This window comes from Deltaproteobacteria bacterium, from assembly GCA_003696105.1.
Lineage (GTDB): Bacteria > Myxococcota_A > Polyangia > Haliangiales > J016 > J016.
Genome location: RFGE01000002.1, coordinates 1 through 17,940 on the forward strand (window position 1 = coordinate 1; position 17,940 = coordinate 17,940).

At 74.0% G+C, this 17,940-nt stretch carries 12 protein-coding genes; 4 read left to right on the forward strand and 8 right to left on the reverse strand.

Annotation, left to right across the window (positions count from 1 at the left end):
- Both D6689_00115 and D6689_00120 read left to right on the forward strand, forming a co-directional pair.
- On the forward strand, window positions 1-966 hold the full coding sequence (locus D6689_00115) for a hypothetical protein (protein ID RMH45314.1): 966 nt from the start codon (window positions 1-3) through the stop codon (window positions 964-966).
- A complete protein-coding gene (locus tag D6689_00120) occupies window positions 963-2,756 on the forward strand; it encodes a hypothetical protein (protein RMH45315.1) in 1,794 nt (597 codons plus the stop codon). The genes D6689_00115 and D6689_00120 overlap by 4 nt, the downstream gene beginning before the upstream one ends.
- A 24-nt stretch (window positions 2,757-2,780) precedes the next feature.
- Here the strand turns inward: D6689_00120 and D6689_00125 are convergent, their stop codons facing one another.
- From D6689_00125 to D6689_00140, 4 genes are all read right to left on the reverse strand, one after another.
- Window positions 2,781-3,857, reverse strand: a complete 1,077-nt coding sequence (locus tag D6689_00125; GenBank protein ID RMH45316.1) for a hypothetical protein — start codon at window positions 3,855-3,857, stop codon at window positions 2,781-2,783.
- Window positions 3,854-4,378, reverse strand: coding sequence for an FHA domain-containing protein (locus D6689_00130; GenBank protein RMH45317.1), 525 nt, complete (start codon window positions 4,376-4,378; stop codon window positions 3,854-3,856). Before D6689_00130 ends, D6689_00125 begins: the two co-directional genes overlap by 4 nt.
- A 24-nt stretch (window positions 4,379-4,402) precedes the next feature.
- Window positions 4,403-5,347: a GTP-binding protein gene (locus D6689_00135; GenBank protein ID RMH45318.1), complete on the reverse strand. Its 945-nt coding sequence runs from the start codon at window positions 5,345-5,347 to the stop codon at window positions 4,403-4,405.
- A 61-nt stretch (window positions 5,348-5,408) separates the two neighbouring features.
- A complete protein-coding gene (locus D6689_00140; GenBank protein RMH45319.1) occupies window positions 5,409-5,909 on the reverse strand; it encodes a methylated-DNA--[protein]-cysteine S-methyltransferase in 501 nt (166 codons plus the stop codon).
- Window positions 5,910-6,303: 394 nt separating this feature from the next.
- Here D6689_00140 and D6689_00145 point away from each other — a divergent pair, with 394 nt between their 5' ends.
- Both D6689_00145 and D6689_00150 read left to right on the forward strand, forming a co-directional pair.
- The gene (locus D6689_00145; GenBank protein ID RMH45320.1) at window positions 6,304-8,085 is read left to right on the forward strand and encodes a tetratricopeptide repeat protein; all 1,782 of its coding nucleotides are present in this window, start codon (window positions 6,304-6,306) and stop codon (window positions 8,083-8,085) included.
- Between the two features lie 150 nt (window positions 8,086-8,235).
- Window positions 8,236-12,453, forward strand: a complete 4,218-nt coding sequence (locus D6689_00150) for a hypothetical protein (GenBank protein ID RMH45321.1) — start codon at window positions 8,236-8,238, stop codon at window positions 12,451-12,453.
- Between the two features lie 25 nt (window positions 12,454-12,478).
- On the opposite strand, the gene D6689_00155 is transcribed toward D6689_00150, so the two are convergent.
- From D6689_00155 to D6689_00170, 4 genes are all read right to left on the reverse strand, one after another.
- Entirely contained in the window at window positions 12,479-13,249 is a 771-nt protein-coding gene (locus tag D6689_00155) for a hypothetical protein (protein ID RMH45322.1), read from the reverse strand.
- 140 nt (window positions 13,250-13,389) lie between these two features.
- Window positions 13,390-14,646 (reverse strand): hypothetical protein, encoded by a 1,257-nt coding sequence (locus D6689_00160; GenBank protein RMH45323.1) that lies wholly within the window; start codon window positions 14,644-14,646, stop codon window positions 13,390-13,392.
- Between the two features lie 223 nt (window positions 14,647-14,869).
- A complete protein-coding gene (locus tag D6689_00165) occupies window positions 14,870-15,454 on the reverse strand; it encodes a hypothetical protein (protein RMH45325.1) in 585 nt (194 codons plus the stop codon).
- Window positions 15,455-15,541: 87 nt separating this feature from the next.
- The gene (locus tag D6689_00170) at window positions 15,542-17,809 is read right to left on the reverse strand and encodes a hypothetical protein (protein RMH45324.1); all 2,268 of its coding nucleotides are present in this window, start codon (window positions 17,807-17,809) and stop codon (window positions 15,542-15,544) included.
- Between the last annotated feature and the right edge of the window lie 131 nt (window positions 17,810-17,940).

Genomic DNA, 17,940 nt, shown 5'->3' on the forward strand with positions numbered 1-17,940 from the left:
ATCGAGACGCGCTACGCGGCGACGCCCGGCGACCTGCCCGACGAAGCGGAGGTCGACCGCATGATCGAGCGCGTCACGGCCGATCTGAACGCTCTGCACAAGGCGCCGATCGCAGAGCCGTACGACGGGCCGGCCATCCTGCAGGGGCGCGCCGCGGCGGTGTTCTTCCATGAAGTGTTCGGCCACCGGATCGAGGGGCACCGGCAAAAGGACGAGACCAGCGGCCAGACGTTCTCGTCGAAGCTCGGCGAACGGATCATGCCGGAGTGGATGACGGTGTACGACGACCCGTCCCTCACCGCGCTCAACGGCGTGTTCCTCAACGGCCACTACCGCTTCGACGACGAGGGTGTGCCGGGCCAGCGCGCGTCGCTCGTCGAACACGGCGTGCTGAAGGGGTTCGTGCTGGGACGCCAGCCGCTCGACGGGTTCCCGCACTCCAACGGCCACGGGCGCAAGGAGCCGGGGCGCTGGGCGGTGAGCCGGCAGGGCAACCTCGTGGTCGAGGCGGCGCGCTCGGTGTCAGAGGACGAGCTGATGAAGATGCTGATCGCGGAGATCAAACGGCAGGGCAAGCCGTACGGCATGATGTTCACCGACATCAGCGGCGGGTTCACGAACACGTCGCGGTTCCAGCCGCAGTCGTTCAAGGTCAACCCGATCATGGCGTACCGCGTGTATCCAGACGGCAGAAAGGAACTGGTCCGCGGGGTCGACATCGAGGGCACCCCACTGATCGCCCTCGGGTCGATCCTGGCGGCGAGCCGCGAGGTGGAGACGTTCAACGGGATGTGCGGCGCCGAGAGTGGCTGGGTGCCGGTGTCGGCGTCGGCGCCGAGCCTGTTGTTGCGCCAGCTCGAAGTCGCGCGAACCACCGCGCCGTCCGGCGGCGGCCCGATCCTGCCGCCGCCGGCGCTGTCGGAAGGAGTCGGCGCGACCCAACCGGCCGAGGAGACCCGGCGATGAAGGCAAAACCAGTTGTTGTCGCGGCGCTCGCGGCGGCCGGCCTCGGCACCGCGGCGGCGACGTCCACGTCCATCGAATCGCGTGCGGTCACCGCCGAGGTGCTCGGCGAGATCGAAGCGGAACTCGGGCGCTCGCTCGCATCCCTCGAAGTGCCCGGGGAGCCGAAGCCGTATTTCATCGCCTACAAGGTCACCGAGGTCGAGGTCAACGACGTGTCCGCCAGCCTCGGTGCGACGCTCGCCAAGCGCGAGCGCCACTTCGTCAACCTCGACGCGAGCGTGCGCGTCGGCGACTACCAGCTCGACAACGCCAACTTCGTCATTCCGCGCCAGGAAGACGTCGACGGGCTGGCGAGCATCACGCTGCCGCTCGAAGCGACGCCGCGCATCGCGCGCAAGGCCGCGTGGCTCGCAACCGACGCGGCGTTTCAGGAAGCGCTCGCGCAGTACACCGCCAAGCAGGCGAGCTTGCGGCGGCGAACGACCGCCGGCGCGGCCGTACCGAGCTACACGCGCGAGCCGCCGGTCGTCGCGATGGACCCGGTCGTCGTGCCGCCGCTGGAGTCGGCGAGCGACCTCGAAGCGCTCGCCGCGAGGGTGTCGCTGGCGTTCCGCGACCGCCCGACGATTCGCGAATCCCACGTCGCCTACACGAGCTTCCTCGAGCGCCGGTGGTACCTCAACGCCGAGGGCACGCGCGCCCACGACACGCGGCGGGTCACCGGCGTCGTGATCGTCGCGTCGACCCGCGCCGACGACGGCGAGGTGTTGTCGCTGTACACGTCGCACTACGGCCACACGCTCGCCGACCTGCCTCCGGTCGCGGCGCTCGAAAAGGAAGCGGCCTCCCTCGCGGATCAGCTCGACGCGCTGCGCGCGGCCCCTGTGCTGGGCAACTACACGGGCCCGGTGCTGTTCGAGGGGGTCGGCGCGGCCGGCATCGTGCGCCACACGCTCGCGCCGCAGCTGTCGGGCACGCCCGTGCCCGACGGGTCGCCGGACGAGGACTTCCTCGGCGGCAAGCTCACCGATCGGATCGGGCTGCGCGTCGTGTCGCCGCTACTGTCGGTCATCGACGACCCGACGACGAACCGCGCCGCCGGCCACGCGCTCATCGGCGGCTACCGGTTCGACGACGAGGGCGTGCCCGGCCGACGCGTGCAGGTCATCGATCGGGGCAAGCTCGTCACGCTGTTGATGAGCCGCACCCCGTCGGCCAAGATCGCGCACAGCAACGGCCACGCGCGGCGGGCCGGGACGGGCATCTTCACCGGGAGCCCGACCAACCTGTTTCTGCGCGGCCACCGGGGCAAGTCGGCCCGCGCGCTGCGCCGCGCACTGATCGCGGAGGCCAAAGCGCAGGGCCTGGACTACGGGTTGATCGTGGCGCAGTTCGACGACCCCGTGGTCACCGCCAACGGCGAGCTCGGCCCGCGCCAGCTCCTCGAAGAACTCAACGCCCGCCGCGGCAGCGAGTTGCCACGCGTCGCCCTCGCCTACCGGCTGTACACGGATGGCCGCATCGAACTCGTACGCGGCGTCCAGCTCGCGGAGACGCCGCTGCGCATCTGGCGCGACGTCATCGCGGTCGGCAACCGGCCGGCGGTGCTGAGCTTCCTCGCGACCACGGACGACGGCACCGGGCTTCGCCTGCGCGGCGGTGGCCCGGGGTTCGTGCCGTCGGCCGGGATCGAGAGTTCGATCGTCACGCCGGCGCTGCTGTTTCGCGAGCTCGACGCCAAACGCGCGCCGGCAAGCCTGATCCCGCCGCCGCCGGTGCCCAAGCCGTAGGGCGCGATGCGCGCGCGCCGCCGATCACCGCGCATCGACGGCGCGCGCGAGGATCTGGATCGTATCGACCTCGCGCACGTCGACGCGCCGCGTGCCGGCCGGCAGATCGATCCGGTACTCGCGCAGCGGATACGGGTAGCCGGCCCGCCGCACGCGCAGCGCGATCGCCGCGTAGCCGGCGCGCGCCGCATCCCGCTCGATCGCGCGCAACGTACGCACGCGGTCGCCGGGGCGCAGGTGGACCGCGAGCAGCGAGCGACCGCGTCGCGCCGCCGCGAGGGCGCGTACCCACGAACCGCCGGACAGCGGCTCGCCGTCGCCGCCCGACAGCGGGTCGGCGTCGAGGGTGGCGTGGCCGTCCGTGTCGATTGCCAACAGCGGCGCGTCCTCGGTCACCGGTTGTGCGCGATCGCCAGCCAGCGCCCAGCAGCCGGGCAGATAGTCGTCGGCATGCTCGGCCGCGTAGGCATCCTCGGCCGCGACCGCATCGGCGAACTCGGCGAGCATGCGCTCGTATACGGCGACGTCGCCGCAGATCGTACACGCATGGAGCGCTTCGCTCGCCCGGTGCTTGAGGTCGCGACGCGCCCGCGCGAGCAGCACGACCGGCCATCCCTCGGGGACGTACTGCTTGCACTCGAGCGGCTGCTCGCGGCCGCACACGCGCAACAGATACGCGCGCGCGTCTTCCCCCGGGGCCGGATCGACGCCGAACGCCGACGGCAGTACGGTGAGCGCCAGCGCGTCGAGTTGCTCGTCCCGCGGTCGGTCGGCAACGGCCTGCAGCACCGGTAGCGCGAAGAACGTTTCGTACAAATCCGCGTGTTGGGCCACTTCGGCGTTGAATCGCGGCCGCAGCGCGCGCAGCTCGAGCACGAACGCGCGGTAGTTGGCGGGCGTCGGCGGCTTGGCGGCGTGCGCTTCGACCGCCGCCAACAGCGCCGCACGGCCGTGGTCGTCGTCGTCCGGCGACGCCGCGACGAGTGCGATTCCGTTGTCTGCACAACCACAAAGCAGTACCGCCGCCACGGCAGCGGCGGCCGCACGCTGCGGTCGGTGCATCGCGGCGTCGCGCTTAGCGGTCGACCGGAGCACGATCAACTGGCGAGCGACGACAGCTTGCGCAACGTCGGCGGGTCGATGAACACGAACAGCGCGTCGCCGAAACTCACGTACGCCCCAGACCAGATCGGCGCTCGCACCAGCGGCTGAAGCGGCTCGCCGTTGATGCAGCTGCCGTTGCGCGAGTTTTCGTCCACGATGAAGTAGTCGCCGCTGTGACGGTCGAAGATGACCTTGGCGTGCAGCTTGCTCACCGAATCGTTGTCGAGGCGGACGTCGCAACTGCGACTGCGGCCGATGGTCACCTCGACCTCGCTGCCCGATCCGGCGCCCGACTGCGGCGCGACCACCAGGAACCGATGGCCCGCGTACTCGCGCGTGTAATGCTGCGCCCAGTCGAACGGCTTGCCGCTGGTGACCGTGCGGTCCACGGTGACGTCCGGCATGGCGCTACTGCCGGCGTCGATCTCGATCAAGATCGGCTCGAACAGGTTGTACCCGTCGCGCAACTCCACCAGGAGTTCGCGCAGCGTCGTGGCTTTCGGCCGGTCGGTCTGCACCTGCAACGCCTCGAAATGCGAATCCTACCCCGACTCCGAGGGTAGCACGGCCGCGCGCAGACAGTCAGCCACCCCGGCGGGGTCGACGTCCCGACCGATGGCGACCAGCGGGGTTGGAGAGGCCGCCGGCGCCGGTTCCGCGCTCACGCGGGCGCCCACCCGGTGCACGGCGTACAGCGCCGGGCGGAGAGCTCCCCGCTCGCCGTCCACCACGCGGAGCACCCCTTTCATCCGGATGATCGACGGCGGCAGCGCCTCGAGCGCCTCCGCCAGCGCCTCGAGATCGTAGACGTCGGGCGCGTCCACGGCCACGCTGGTCAGTCCGTCCGCGTGGTCGCCGGCGGCCGGATCTCGCACCCCCGCGGCGGCCGGCGGCGGCGGATCCTCCAGGAACCGCCACAACACGGGAGCCACCCGTTCGGGCGGCTCGAGCAGGATCGGCGCGGCGTCGTTGCGCTCGCGCAGGCTCGCGACGAGCGCATCGACGTCCCTCGGCCCTCGGTCCAGCTTCGACACCACGAGCAAGTCGGCATAGCGCACCTGGGCATCGGCGCTCGGCGACTCACGCCGGGCGGCCTCGTGCTCGAAGGGGTCGACCACGGCGACGATCGCCGCAAGGCGCAGGCGCGCGTCCAGCGGCGGCGACTCGAGCGTCCAGCTGATCGGGAGTGGGTTGGCAATGCCGGTGGTCTCGATGACGATGGTGTCGAGATCGGGGGCGGCCTCGACCAGGTCGTCGAGCGTCGTCTGGAGATCGTCGACCAGCTGGCAGCACACGCAGCCCCCGGGCAGCTCCACCTGGCGCGTTTCGGCGGACGGCAACAGCGCCGCGTCGACCCCGACGTCGCCGAACTCGTTGACGACGATCGCGAATCGGCCGCGGCCGGGCGGCCGCGCGCGGAACAGCCGATTGAGCAACGTGGTCTTCCCGCTGCCGAGAAAGCCGGTGAGCACGACGACCGGGATCACGCGGTGAGCCTACACGCCCGGCGCCGCGCGCGCACCCGCATCGCGTCGATCCCGCTGCGCGTCACGCCGGCAACGCCCCCTCGTGGACCAACAGCCACCGCTTGCGGTCGATGCCGCCGCCGTAGCCGGTGAGCCGGCCGCTGGCGCCGATCACGCGGTGACACGGCAGCACGAGCGACACCGGGTTGGCGCCGTTGGCCGCGCCGACCGCCCGCGCCGCCCGCGGGCGGCCGACACGCGCGGCGAGCTGTGCGTACGTCCACGTCGCCCCCGGCGGAATCGCGCGCAGCGCATGCCACACCGCGAGCTGGAAGGGCGTGCCGCGCGGCGCGGCGTCGACCGCGGCGAGCGCGCCGACGTCGCCCGCGAAATACGCGGCGAGCGCGCGCTCCACCGCGCCCGTGCGGCGGTCGACCACCGCGACGCCCGGATACCAGCGCGCCAGATGCGCGGCCGCGCGGTCGGTCCGATCGGCGAAATATAGCGCGGCGAGCGCGCCGTCGCGCACCGCATACCAGACGGGGCCGAGCGACGTGGCGACGGTGGAGGCGTACAGGTCCATGGCCGGCGCGGAGATGCCACGAGCCTACACCGGCGGACCAGGGGCCCGTGCCGGAATGTAGTGCACCAGGAGGCTGTTGCGCATAGCCGCTGGCTGCGGTCGCGATCTGCGGGCGATCGTCGGCGTACGTCCTCGCGCCCGTCGGTTCCGTATGTGGATACGCGCCCTCGTGCGCTGCGGGCGTACGCCGAACCTCGCCTCGCATCTCCCAACCTCGCTGGCGCGCCGACACGCAACAGCCTCCTCGGGCGAAGTCCATGGAAGTTCAGGCAAGGCGCGGCGAAGGCGCTTGGTGGTGGGACCACGGATCCGGGGAGCAACGCAGCAAGAGGTTTCAGGCACATAGCACGTGGTGTGCTGTATTTGGGGACAGCCCCTACACTGCCGAAGGACGGTGAGCCGGTTCGCGCTAACGACGGTCGGTATCGCGGTGCTCGCGGCGGCGCTGCACTGCGGGACGATCAACAACGAGCTGACGTTCGACGACCACTGGGCGATCGAGCGCAACCCGAACACGGCGCGGCCGGCGGACCTCGCGGCGCACTTCACTTCCGGCTTCTGGGGGCCGGGCTACCTGAAACGCGACGCCGCGTGGCGCCCCCTCACCACGCTCACGCTGGCGTGGAACCGGGCGGCCGGCGGACTCGACCCCGCCGGTTACCACGCGGTCAACCTGCTGTTGCACGCGCTGGCGGCCGCGCTGGTCGCCCTGCTCGGCCGCGCGCTCGGATTGCGCGACGAGGCGGCGCTGGCCGCCGGCGCGCTGTTCGCGGTCCACCCGGTGCACGTCGACGCGATCGCGCCGGGCGTCGGGCGCGCCGACCTGCTGATGGCCGTGCTCGCGCTGGCCGCCGGTCTCGCGTGGGAGCGGCGGCGCCCCGGTGTCGCCGCGGGCGCGCTCGCGCTCGCGCTGCTGGCCAAGGAGATGGCGGCCGGCGCCGCCGCCGCGCTCGCATGGCGCGCCGTCACCCGCCCGGACCGCGGCGGCCGCTGGCGGTGGGCGCTCCCGCTGGCCGTCGCGGCCGCATGGCTCGCGGCGCGTTACGCCGTGCTCGGCGCGCTGGGCGGCGCGCACCCGGGGCCGCTCGAAAACCCGGTCGCGCACGCGGGACTCGCCGCGCGCCTGTGGACCGCCGGCCACTGCTATGCGCTGGCTCTCGCCAAGTTCGTCGCGCCGGTGACCCTGCTGGCGGACTACTCGTACGCGGCCGTCGAGCCGGCGACCGGGCCGACCGCCGTCGCGATCGCGGGATGGGCGCTGTTGGCGACCACGATCGCCGCGATGGTGCTGGCCGCGCGGCGCCGGCCGGAGTTGTCGGCGATGCTCGCGTGGTGGCTCGCGCCGTACGCGATCGTGAGCCACCTGGGGCCGACGCTGCCGATGTGGTTCGCCGAGCGCGTGCTGTACCTGCCGAGCGCCGGGCTGTGCCTCGCGGTCGGCTGGGCGGTCGGCCGCGCGGCCGGCGCGCGGCAGGCGGTGGCGCGGGCGGCGGGCGCCGCGGTGGCGGTCGCGATCGCCGCTTTCTCGGTGCGCAGCGCGGTGCGCGTCGGCGACTGGCGCGACGACGTGACCCTGCACGCGAAGACGGTCGAGGACGCGCCGCGCAACGTCAAGGCGCTCGCGAACGCCGCGCGCGACGCGGCGAGCCGCGGCGACGCCGGCGCGGCGCTCGCGCTGGTGCGCCGGGCGCTCGCGGTGCGCGACGACGTCGCCCTGCCGCATCTGGCGGCGGCGTCGGTGTATGCACAACTTGGCGACGCAGAGCGCGCAGCCGCCCACCTGGACCGCGCGTTGTCCATGCCGCACGACCTCGCGACCGCGGCCGAGACGCGCTGCGCGGTGCTCGCGCGGTTCCGCCCCGACGTCGCCGTGCCGGCGTGCGAAGCGGCGACGCGCGCGCCGTTTGCCGGGCCGGATGCGTGGATGTTCCTCGCCATCGCCTACGACCGGACGGGCGATCCGGCCCGCGCAGAGGCGGCGTTCGCCATGGCTCTCGATCGAGCCGGAGCACCGAGCGTGACGCTCGCCTACAACTACGGCATCTTCCTGCTGCGGCGCGGCCGTCCGGCGGATGCGGTTGCCCCGCTCGCGCGCGCGGCGGCGCTGGCGCCCGATCGGCCCGAGATCGCGCGGGCGCTGGCCGACGCCCGCGCGGCCGCGGCCGCGCGGCGCTGACCCCGCACCGCGCACCGCCCGCCCGCTCGCCAGTAGCCCCGCGACGGGCGTTGGCCGACGCCCGCGGCCCCGCGACCGCGCGGCGCCGCCCCGGGCGCACCGCCCGCCCGCCGGTAGACCCACTGCGGCCGCCGTGCGTTGCAAGCGGACATGGCACGTCACGCGCTCGTCCCGATCGCCCTGTTGTCCGTCACCGCCTGCGGCACGCACGGACCCTCCCGCCCCGCCGCCGGCCCGACCGTCGCCGACGCGCCGCCGCCCGCCGCCGACGTCGCCCCGCCGATCGAGCCGACGCCGCTGCAGCGCGCGCTCGCCGCGATGGAGCCCGCCCGCGCGACGCCGCCCGGCGCGACTCAGCGCCGCATTGCACGGGCGGTCGACGACTACTTTGCCCGCTTGCAGACCCATCGCGTGGTGCTGTCGGTCGACAAGCCGCTGTACCAGCCGGGCGAAACGATCTGGTTCCGCGTGTGGGAGCTGGCGACGCGCGACCTGTCCAACGCCGCGGCCGACGGAATCGGCACCACGGTCGAGTTCATCACTCCGCAAGGGTCTACGTTGATCCGCAAGCGCGTCCGCAGCGAACGCGGCCTCACGCGCAACGACTTCGAGCTGCCCGCGGGGATCCCGGGCGGCGAGTACACCTTGCGCGCGCGCTCGGACACCGGCGCGTTCGCCGAGCGCAAGCTGATCGTGTCGTCGTACCAGCCGCCGCGCGTCAAAAAGAAGCTCGAGTTCTTGCGCAAGGCGTACGGCCCCGGCGACGCCGTGACCGCCGCGCTGGCGTTGCACCGCGCGACCGGCGAGCCGCTCGCCACGACGGCGATCACGGCGATCGCGACGGTCGACGGCGCCGAGGTCGCGCGCGCGCCGGTCGCGACGTCGGCGGACGGCAAGGCGCTCGTTCGCTTCTCGTTGCCGCGCGAGATCGCCCGCGGAGACGGCCTTCTCACCATCGTGGTCGACGACGGCGGCGTCGCCGAGTCGATCCAGAAGCGGATCCCGATCACCCTGGCCAAGATCCAGTTCGCGCTGTTTCCCGAGGGCGGCGACCTGGTGGCCGGCCTCCCGGGCCGCGTCTACTTCCAGGCGAAGAACCTCATCGGCAAGCCGGCCGACGTCAGCGGCGTCGTCGTCGACGATCGCGGCGCGATCGTCGCCGAGTTCGCGTCCCTGCACAACGGCATGGGGCGATTCGAACTCACGCCGAAGCCCGGCCGCACCTATACCGCGCGCATCGTCAAGCCGGCCGGGATCGAGCAGACGTTCGCGTTGCCGGCCGCCCGCGCCGCGGGCTGCGCGATGCAGTCGATCGACGACTTCGCCAACGAGCGCGACGACCTGCGCGTGGCCGTGTGGTGCACCGCGCCGCGCACGGTCATCGCGACCGCGATGGTGCGCGAACGTCGCCTCGCGACCCAGGCCGTCGCGGTGCCGGCTCGCGAGCCGGCGGTGATCGCGCTCGACGTGCCGCGCTGGGAGCAGGGCGCCGTCCGCGTCACCTTGTTCGACGACGCCGGCGACCCGCTCGCCGAGCGGCTGGTCTACCGGGGCCGCGGCCAGGACATGCGCGTCGCGATCGAGCCGGACCGCGAGTCGTACGCGCCGCGCGACCGCGTCACCCTCACCGTGCGGACCACCGGCCTCGACGGCAAGCCGGTCCCGGCCGACCTCGCGGTCGCCGTCGTGGACGACACCGTGCTGAGCTACGCCGACGACAAGACCGGCCACCTGCTGGCCAAGCTGTACCTCGAGCCGGAGATGCCGGGCCAGACAATCGAGGAGCCCAACTTCTACTTCTCGGACGACCCGAAAGCACCCGCGGCGCTCGACCTCGTGCTCGGCACACAGGGGTGGCGCCGGTTCGCGTGGGAGGTTGTGCTGCGACCGCAGACGGAGACGGCCGCGGAGGGGGCACTCGCGGGTGGAGACGACGACGCGCCGCGCGCGATGGTTCTCGAACAGCGCAAGGTCAGAAAAGCGGGTCGGCGCGGCCCGGTGCGTCGCCAGCGCGTCGTGGCCGAAAGGGCGCGCCCCCCGGCGCCCCCTGCCGAGCCGGCACCCGCCCGCGACCACGTCGCACGACGCAACAAGGACCAGCGCAACGCGCGGGGACTCGTCGACGACAAGTTCGACGCGCGGGCCGAGGCCGACGTGGACGAGGACTGGATCGCGGGCGGCGGCGGGCTCGGTGCGGGGCGCGCCGCGGGCGACGAGATGTTGATGTGGGCGCCCGTGCGCGAGTTTTCGGCGCCCAACTACGACAGCTCGTACGACGGGCCGCGCGTCGACTTCCGCGAGACGATCTACTGGGCGCCGTCGGTGCGCACCGGCGACGACGGCACCGCAACCGTGTCGTTTTCGCTGTCGGACGCGGTGACGTCGTTTCGCGCCACGGCCGAGGGCGTCTCGTCCGCGGGCATCGCGGGCCGCGGCGAAGCCCTGGTCCAGTCCAAGCTCCCGGTGTCGCTCGTCGCCAAGCTGCCCCTCGAGGTGTCCGCCGGCGACCGCATCGAGTTGCCGGTCACCGTCGCGAACGAGACCGCGCGCCCGTACACCGCGGAGGTGGTCGCCGAGTTCGGGCCGGCGTTCCGCGTCACGCACGCCCTGCCCGGCAGCGTCCGCCTCGGCCCCGGCGAGCGCAAATCCCTGTTCGTCGCCCTCGACGTGACCGGCAACGGCAACGATCCGGCCGACGGCCGCGTTCGCATCGCCGTGCGCGCGGCGCATCTCGAGGACGCGATCGAGCGCACCATCGACGTCGTGCCGGTCGGGTTCCCGCAGGAACACAGCTTCGCGGGCACGCTCCAGACGGTCGCGCGCCACGAGGTCGACTTGCGCGCGGTCGTGCCCGGAACGATCTCCGCCCAGTTGACGCTGTACCCGTCGCCGCTGGCCACGATGACCAAGGGCACCGAGGCGATCCTGCGCGAGCCGTACGGCTGCTTCGAGCAGGCGTCCAGCTCGAACTACCCGAACATCATGGTGCTCAGCTATCTCGAGGAACACGACGCCGCCGACCCGGATGTCGTCGCGCGCGCCCACCGACTGCTCGACAAGGGATACAAGCTGCTCACCGGATACGAGAGCCCGACGCGCGGTTACGAGTGGTTCGGCGGCGACCCGGGACACGAGGCGCTCACCGCATACGGCTTGATGGAGTTCGCCGACATGAAAAAGGTGTTCCCCGACGTCGACGACCGGATGGTCGCGCGCACCCGCGCGTGGCTGCGCTCTCGCCGCGACGGCAAGGGCGGCTACTTGCGCAACCCGCGCGCGCTCGACTCGTTCGGCCGCGCGAGCGAGCAGGTCACCAACGGCTATATCACGTGGGCGCTCACCGAGGCCGGGGAGCGCGACCTCGACGCCGAGGTCGCGTATCAACGCAACGTCGCTCGGACGACGACCGACCCGTACCTGATGGCGTTGGCGGCCAACGTGCTGGCCAACGTCGCCCCGGACGCGGCGGACACGCGCGCGGCGCTCGACAAGCTTGCCGGCATGGCCGGCGAAGACGGCGCGTTTGCCGGCGCAGACCACTCGATCACGCGCTCGGGCGGCGTCGCGCTCACGATCGAGACCACCGCCCTGGCGGCGATGGCCCTGATGAAGGGCGGCCCGCGCTATCTGCCCCGCGTGACCAAGGCGATCGAGTGGATCGATGCGCACCGCAGCGGCTACGGCGGCTACGGGTCGACCCAGTCCACCGTGCTGGCGCTGCGCGCGCTGGCGCGCTACGCAGCGGCCACGCGCACGCCACGAGCACCGGGCCACGTCGACGTGTACGTCAACGGCGCGAAGGCCGGATCGATCGACTGGACCGCCGGCGAGCGGGGCGCGCTCGAACTGCGCGGCCTCGGCCGCCACCTGAAGCCGGGCCACAACACGATCGAACTGCGCATGGAATCGACCGCGCCGATGCCGTACAGCATGGTGGTCGCGTATCGCAGCGAGCAACCGGCGTCGAGCCCGGACGCGAAGGTCGCCATCCACACCAAACTCGACCGCGCGACCGTACCGTGGGGTGAGAGCGTGCGCATGCACGTGTCGATGCGGAACCTCACGAGCGAAGGGCTGCCGATGACGCTGGCGCGCGTCGGCATCCCGGGCGGCCTGCAGTTCCAGACGTGGCAGCTCAAGGAGCTGGTCGACAAGGGCCAGATCGACTTTTTCGAGACGCGCGACCGCGAGGTCGTGCTGTACTGGCGGTCGATGGCGCCGAAAGCGGCCGCGGAGATCGACCTGCAACTCTTGGCCGCGGTGCCGGGCCGCTTCGCGGCGCCGGCGTCGACCGCGTACCTGTACTACACGGACGAGCACAAGCATTGGGCCGAACCGGTGTCGATCGAGGTGCAGCGCGCGAAGTGACGCACCCGATCGCCGCCGGCCGGCGTCACCGCCGGCCGGGCAGTCGGTACGGTGGCCGCGAGCTGTCGAGCAGCCTCAGCGCGCCCGAGCGGCGCGGCCGCCGTGCCAGCACGATCGCGTAGTGGCCGCCGACCTCGAGCGGCCACTGCTCGTCGGGCGCGAGCATGTCCTGGCCGCCGTACGCGCCGCGCTCGCCCGGCAGCACCGCGAACGCGACGGGCTCGCCATCCGGTGTATCGGCAACCAGCCAGCCGTCACCGGGCTTCGCCGGCGGCGCGATCACCCAAAACGCGACCACGTCGCCGCGCCGCCGCGCGGCCGACGGCGGCACGGGCGCGCCGGGCGGCGCCTCGTCGACGGGCGCGAGCCCCGGCGGCACGGCCGGCGGCGGCGCGGCCCCCGGCAGTCGCCACACGCGCGCACCGCGCCACACCCACCGTCCCGCCGCGTCGACGGTCCACGCGCCGCGCACCTGCACGCGCGCGCCCGCCGACAGCGCGGCCGCCGCGGCCGGCAACGCCACGCGGATCGCGAGCGCGCCGTCGCCCTCGGTTTCGTCGATCAGCCAGCGCAGCTCGGCCGGCGCGTCGGCGACCGGCGGACCGAGCGCGCCGTACACGTCCCCCTCGAGGCCGCGCCGCGCGAGCAGCGACGCGCGGTCGACGACGGCGCGCCACGCCGGCATGCCGGTCGGCTCGGCCAGCCGCCCGACCGCGGCGTCTGCCGGTGCGGCGTCCGCCGGCGCCGGCCGAGGCGCCGGATCGCCCGCGCAGCCGCCGGCGACCGCGGCGGTCACCGCCGCGACGACCGCCGCAGCCGCGCGCGCTCGGCGACGCTCCGCCCGGCGCCCGCCGCACGGCGGACGCCGGCGGGCCGCGCGGCGCCCGCGCCGCCGCTCGATCCGACGAGCACGCGCCCGTTGTACTCCCGCCGCCGTCACGCCAACAGATCGGCCGGCACGCCCCCCGACAGCTCGAGCAGGCGACGATGTACGCGCACCCGGAGACAATAGGCGCGCGGATCGTCGCGGCGCGACGCGGCCCGCAGGATGCGACTGCGCGCATTGCCCAGCGCCGTGCGGCGAGCCGCCTCCGTCACCGGAAACACCTCGGTGAACGCGAGCGCGAGGTACAGCTCCGCGGACGGCTCCGTCTTGTCGAGCGACCGGCGCGCCAACTCGAGCGCGGCTCGGGCGGCGTCGGCATCGCCGGTCCGCGCGTGCGCGCGCGCCAGCGCGCTGTACAGGTGCGTGAGCTTGTTGGACGCCCCCACGCCGCGAGCCTCCTCGATCGCGGCCCCCGCGACGTCCCGCGCGCGAGCCGCATCCCCGGCCGCGCCGCGCTCGAGCAACCAGAACGCCTCGGCGGCCGCCGCATCCACGGCGAACATGTGGTTGACCACCTGCTCGGGCACGCGCGCGAGCATGTCGAGCGCCGGATCGAGGTTGCCGCACTCGGCGGTCGCCAGCGCCATCAATACGCGGGCGAACGATTCGACCTGGCGGTGCCCCGTCTCGCGCGCCAGCTCCGCCGCAACGGTCGCCTCGTCGCGCGCGGCCTCGGGGCGACCGAGCTCGAGCAAGGTCTCGGCGATGTTGTTGGACTCGTTGGCCGCGTCCGCGCGCCGGCCGGTCGCCAGCGCGACATCGCGCGCGGCCTTCGACAGCGACAGCGCCAGTTCGCTGTGGCCCTGTAAGATGGCCGCGAACATGCGGGCGCGCAGCGCGTCATACTGCGCCGACTGGCTCGAAAACGTCCGGGTCTCCGCCTCGGTGGCGCAGCGGGCCGCCGTGCGCCGATCGCCGCTGCGATACGCGGCGAACGCGACGTGCGAGAGCACCTCGGCGTACGCCTCCTGGTCGCCGACCGCCTCCGCTGCGGCGAGCGCCCCGTCCGCGACGGACAGCACGCGGCGGACGTCGACCTGCCGGCACACGGCGACGCGCGCGCGCTCGAACCGCGCGCGGTTCACCGGATCGGCGGCACCGGCGAGTACCTGCTCGATCCAGTCGAGCACGTCGGCGTGGCGGCCGACGAACCGCGCCGCCGTGCCGAGCGCCGCGGCGAGGCGGGGCACGTCCTCATCACCTACCCCGGCGTCGCGCGCACGGCACAGCACCTCGTAGGCGCGCTCGCTGTCCCCCGCGGCGAGCGCGCGTTCGCCATCGGCCAACAGCTCGCTGCCGCGCGTCATCCGATCCTCCGATCCCACCCGGCAGGCGCCGGTTCGCACCGTCGTGCCGCGCGGCTGTCGTGGTCGCTGCAACGCATGGGCATCACACGGTCTCGACCGGCAACACCGGCCACCGATCGCGAGACCGCTGCAACCGTCGAGTATACGCCGGAACCTCGCCGACCGCGCGGCGGCCGAAACCGGAGCGTCGCCGCGCGGCGGCGCCCCGCGACCGGCCCGACGATCAGTAGGCTCCGTTGGTGCGGGCCGCCTGCAGGGCGCGCGGCAGCCCCGCCGGCGTGGCGCGCAGGCCGACCACGAGCATGTCGTCGTCCGTGCCGATCGCCGCGACGTTGACCACCGGCGTGAGCGTGCGCAGCACCCGGCGCAAGCGCGGGTTCGCCGAGAACTTCGGCACCTTCATCAAGTCGATCACGATCTCGTCGTCGTGCGCCGACACGAGCGCCGGCGGCTTCTTCGGCATGAAGTTGGCCAGGTTGCCCGGCTTCGACAGGTCGAGTGCGCCCGACTTGATGAGTCCGACGACGGGGCTGTCCGATTCGCCGAGCGGCTGGAGATCCACGTCGCTCAGCCGCAGCGTGATGCGCATCGTATCCTCGTCGATGCGCAGCTCGTCGACGCGGATCGTCGCCGACGCGCGCAACGTGGCGCCCATCAGCTCGACGGTCGCGCCGATCGCGATGGCCGGCGGATATGCGGCGATCGTGACGTCGGTCGGCGCCTTCTTGCTCGGCGGCGTATTCGCGATGAACCAGCGCAGCGCGTCCAGCGGGATCGCAATGCGCATGCCGAGCGCATGCCTGGCCATCTTGGCCATGCTCAACGGGTTGCGCAGCATGTAGCGGCCGGCAGAACGGATCGCGGAACCAATGGGTAGCGCCATGGAGTCGCCATCCTACCGCGGGAACAAGTGGACGGAAAGGGGCCGTTGACGCACGATACCGGCGATCGGCCGGCCGTCCACGACCGCGGAGAACACGCCGTCGCGCACTGCGTCGGCCGGCCATGCGTGGGCCCCGCGGATCGCGCCCGTGTCGGGATCGAGTTCGACGAACTGACCTGCGCGCCAGCCGTCGACCAGCACGATCGGCGCGCCGCTGCCGTCGCGATGCGGCGCCACCGCGACCGCGTGCGGAAACCTCCACGCGCCGAGCAGCCGCGCCGGCACGGCCCACAGCCGGACGACGTCGGCGGCCGGCCGGTCGTACCAGCGGTCGCCCGCGGTGCCGATCGTTGCGATCGCGACGGGCGCGGGCGCGGGGACGGGCGCGCCGGTCGCCGCGTCGACCGCGAACACCTCCCCGGTGTGCAACGCGACGAGCGCGGCGCGGTCCGCCGCCGCCAGGCGCGCGACGTAGCCGCGCGCGCGAAGCCGCCAGCCGTCGCCCGCCACGACGCCGCCGACCTCGACCGCGACCGGACCGGCCGGCGCCGGCACGACCCGAGGTGCCACGCCGTTGTCGGCGAGCCACGCGCGAACGTCGCGACCGGTGCGCGCGTCGACCGCGACCGCGCGATCGCCGTAGCGCGCGACGACGACGCCGCCGCCGACGGCCACCGCATCGATCGCCGGCAGCGCTCGGCGCCAGCGCAGCGCGCCCGTACCGGCGTCGACCGCCGCGACGTCGGCCGCGCCGGCCGGGGCGCGCGTCGCGCACACGACCACGCCGTCTCCCGCCGCCACCGCGACGACGGCTGCACCGGGCGCGCACGCCGCGTCGGCGTGCCACACCCACCGGCGCGCGCGCAAGTCGAACGCCGACAGCGCCGCACCGTAGTCGGCGGCGGGGCGCCGCTCGAACGACGCGGCGAACACGCGGCCCCCCGCCACCGCGATCGGGCCGGCGGCCGTGCGGCCCCGATCCGGCGCCGGGAACACCGTGGCCGCCGCCGCCGGCGTCGGCGCGGGCAGGTCGACCGGCCGGGCGCTCACGTCGACGGCCGGCGGCGACAGCGGCGGCACCGCCGGAGGCCGCGGTGCCGGCGGCGGCAACTGCCACAGCGACAGCCGATCGCCGTGTTCGGGCGGCCGGCCGGCGCGGCCCGCCGCCGCCATGCGCTCGCCCACGACGACGGCCACGCGCGGCGCCGCCGGCGCCGCCAGCCACGCGCGAATGCCGTGCGCGTCGACCGCGACGACCGTGCCCGCGGCCGCGCGCGCGATGGCCAGACCGTCGCCGGCGGCCACGAGCGGCCCCGCGGCGGCGATCGGCGACAGCGATACGCGCTCACCAAGCGTGCGGTCGCGCATCGCGATTCCAGATGTATCCGCAACGATAACGCCGTCGCCGGCCGGCGCCGGCCACCAGCCGCGGGCGGCGATCGGACCGCCGGTGCGGGCGCCGGTGGCGGGGTCGACCGCGATCAGCGAGCGGGCGCCCGCAGCGCCCGCCAGCGCGACGATCGCGGGCGCGCCGCAGTCCACGGCGACGACCGCCTGGCCACCGTCGGTGCCCGCGGCGAGATCCGCGGCGTCGACCGACCAGCGCCGCGCGAGCCGCTCGTCGAACGCCGACAGCTGGCCGCCGCGCCAGGCGTATACCGTGCCGTCGGGGCACAGCGCGCGCGCGTCGGCCAGATCCACGCCGCCGGCCGCGGCGCGAACCACGCGGCCCGTCGCCGCGTCGACGACGACGGAGCCCGCGAGCACGCGGTCACCCGCCGCTGCGCGGAACGGCCGCGGCGACGACCACGCGAACGCGCCGTCGGCGACGCGCACCGCGCGGACGCCCTTGCCGCTGGCGCATACGACGACGTCGGCCGTCGCGTGCACGGCTTGGCCGTTGCACCAGCGCGCGTCGGTCCACACGACGCGCGCCGCCGCCACGTCGACGAGCGCCAGCGCCAGGCGGCCGTCGGGGAGGACGCCCGAGACGGCCACCGACGGCGAGCCCGGTACGCGCACCAGCGCTGCAGGCCGCACCGCGAGATCGAACGGGATCCGCCGCGCGTAGGCGGGCTGTGGCCCCGAGCCGATGGCCGGCGCGTCGCCGGGGCGCGCACTCGCCGCCGGCGACGACGCCACCGGAGCGCGCGGGGACGCATCCGACCCGCACGCGACCACAACGGCGGCGGCCGCCGCGACTGCGCGGCGGCCGACCGCGCGCCCACCGGGCGCGAACGACCGCCGGCGGCGAAAAACCCACGAGCCCGTCCGAGTCATTGCAGCGACTGTCGATGCGGCGAACGGAAGGCCACGCGCGCGCCGCCGGTGGCCACCGCTCGCGCCATCCACTGTACTCGAAGGCCGGCTCGTCGCACGCCGCTTTCGTTCGCGGCGCGGCGGGCGACGAG

What these genes read in the sequence shown, in the direction of transcription:
- D6689_00120 (RMH45315.1), top strand. Translation starts at nt 963, where the DNA reads ATGAAGGCAAAACCAGTTGTTGTCGCGGCGCTCGCGGCGGCCGGCCTC.
- D6689_00140 (RMH45319.1), bottom strand. Translation starts at nt 5,909, where the DNA reads ATGGACCTGTACGCCTCCACCGTCGCCACGTCGCTCGGCCCCGTCTGG.
- D6689_00150 (RMH45321.1), top strand. Translation starts at nt 8,236, where the DNA reads ATGGCACGTCACGCGCTCGTCCCGATCGCCCTGTTGTCCGTCACCGCC.
- D6689_00160 (RMH45323.1), bottom strand. Translation starts at nt 14,646, where the DNA reads ATGACGCGCGGCAGCGAGCTGTTGGCCGATGGCGAACGCGCGCTCGCC.
- D6689_00165 (RMH45325.1), bottom strand. Translation starts at nt 15,454, where the DNA reads ATGGCCAGGCATGCGCTCGGCATGCGCATTGCGATCCCGCTGGACGCG.
- D6689_00170 (RMH45324.1), bottom strand. Translation starts at nt 17,809, where the DNA reads ATGACTCGGACGGGCTCGTGGGTTTTTCGCCGCCGGCGGTCGTTCGCG.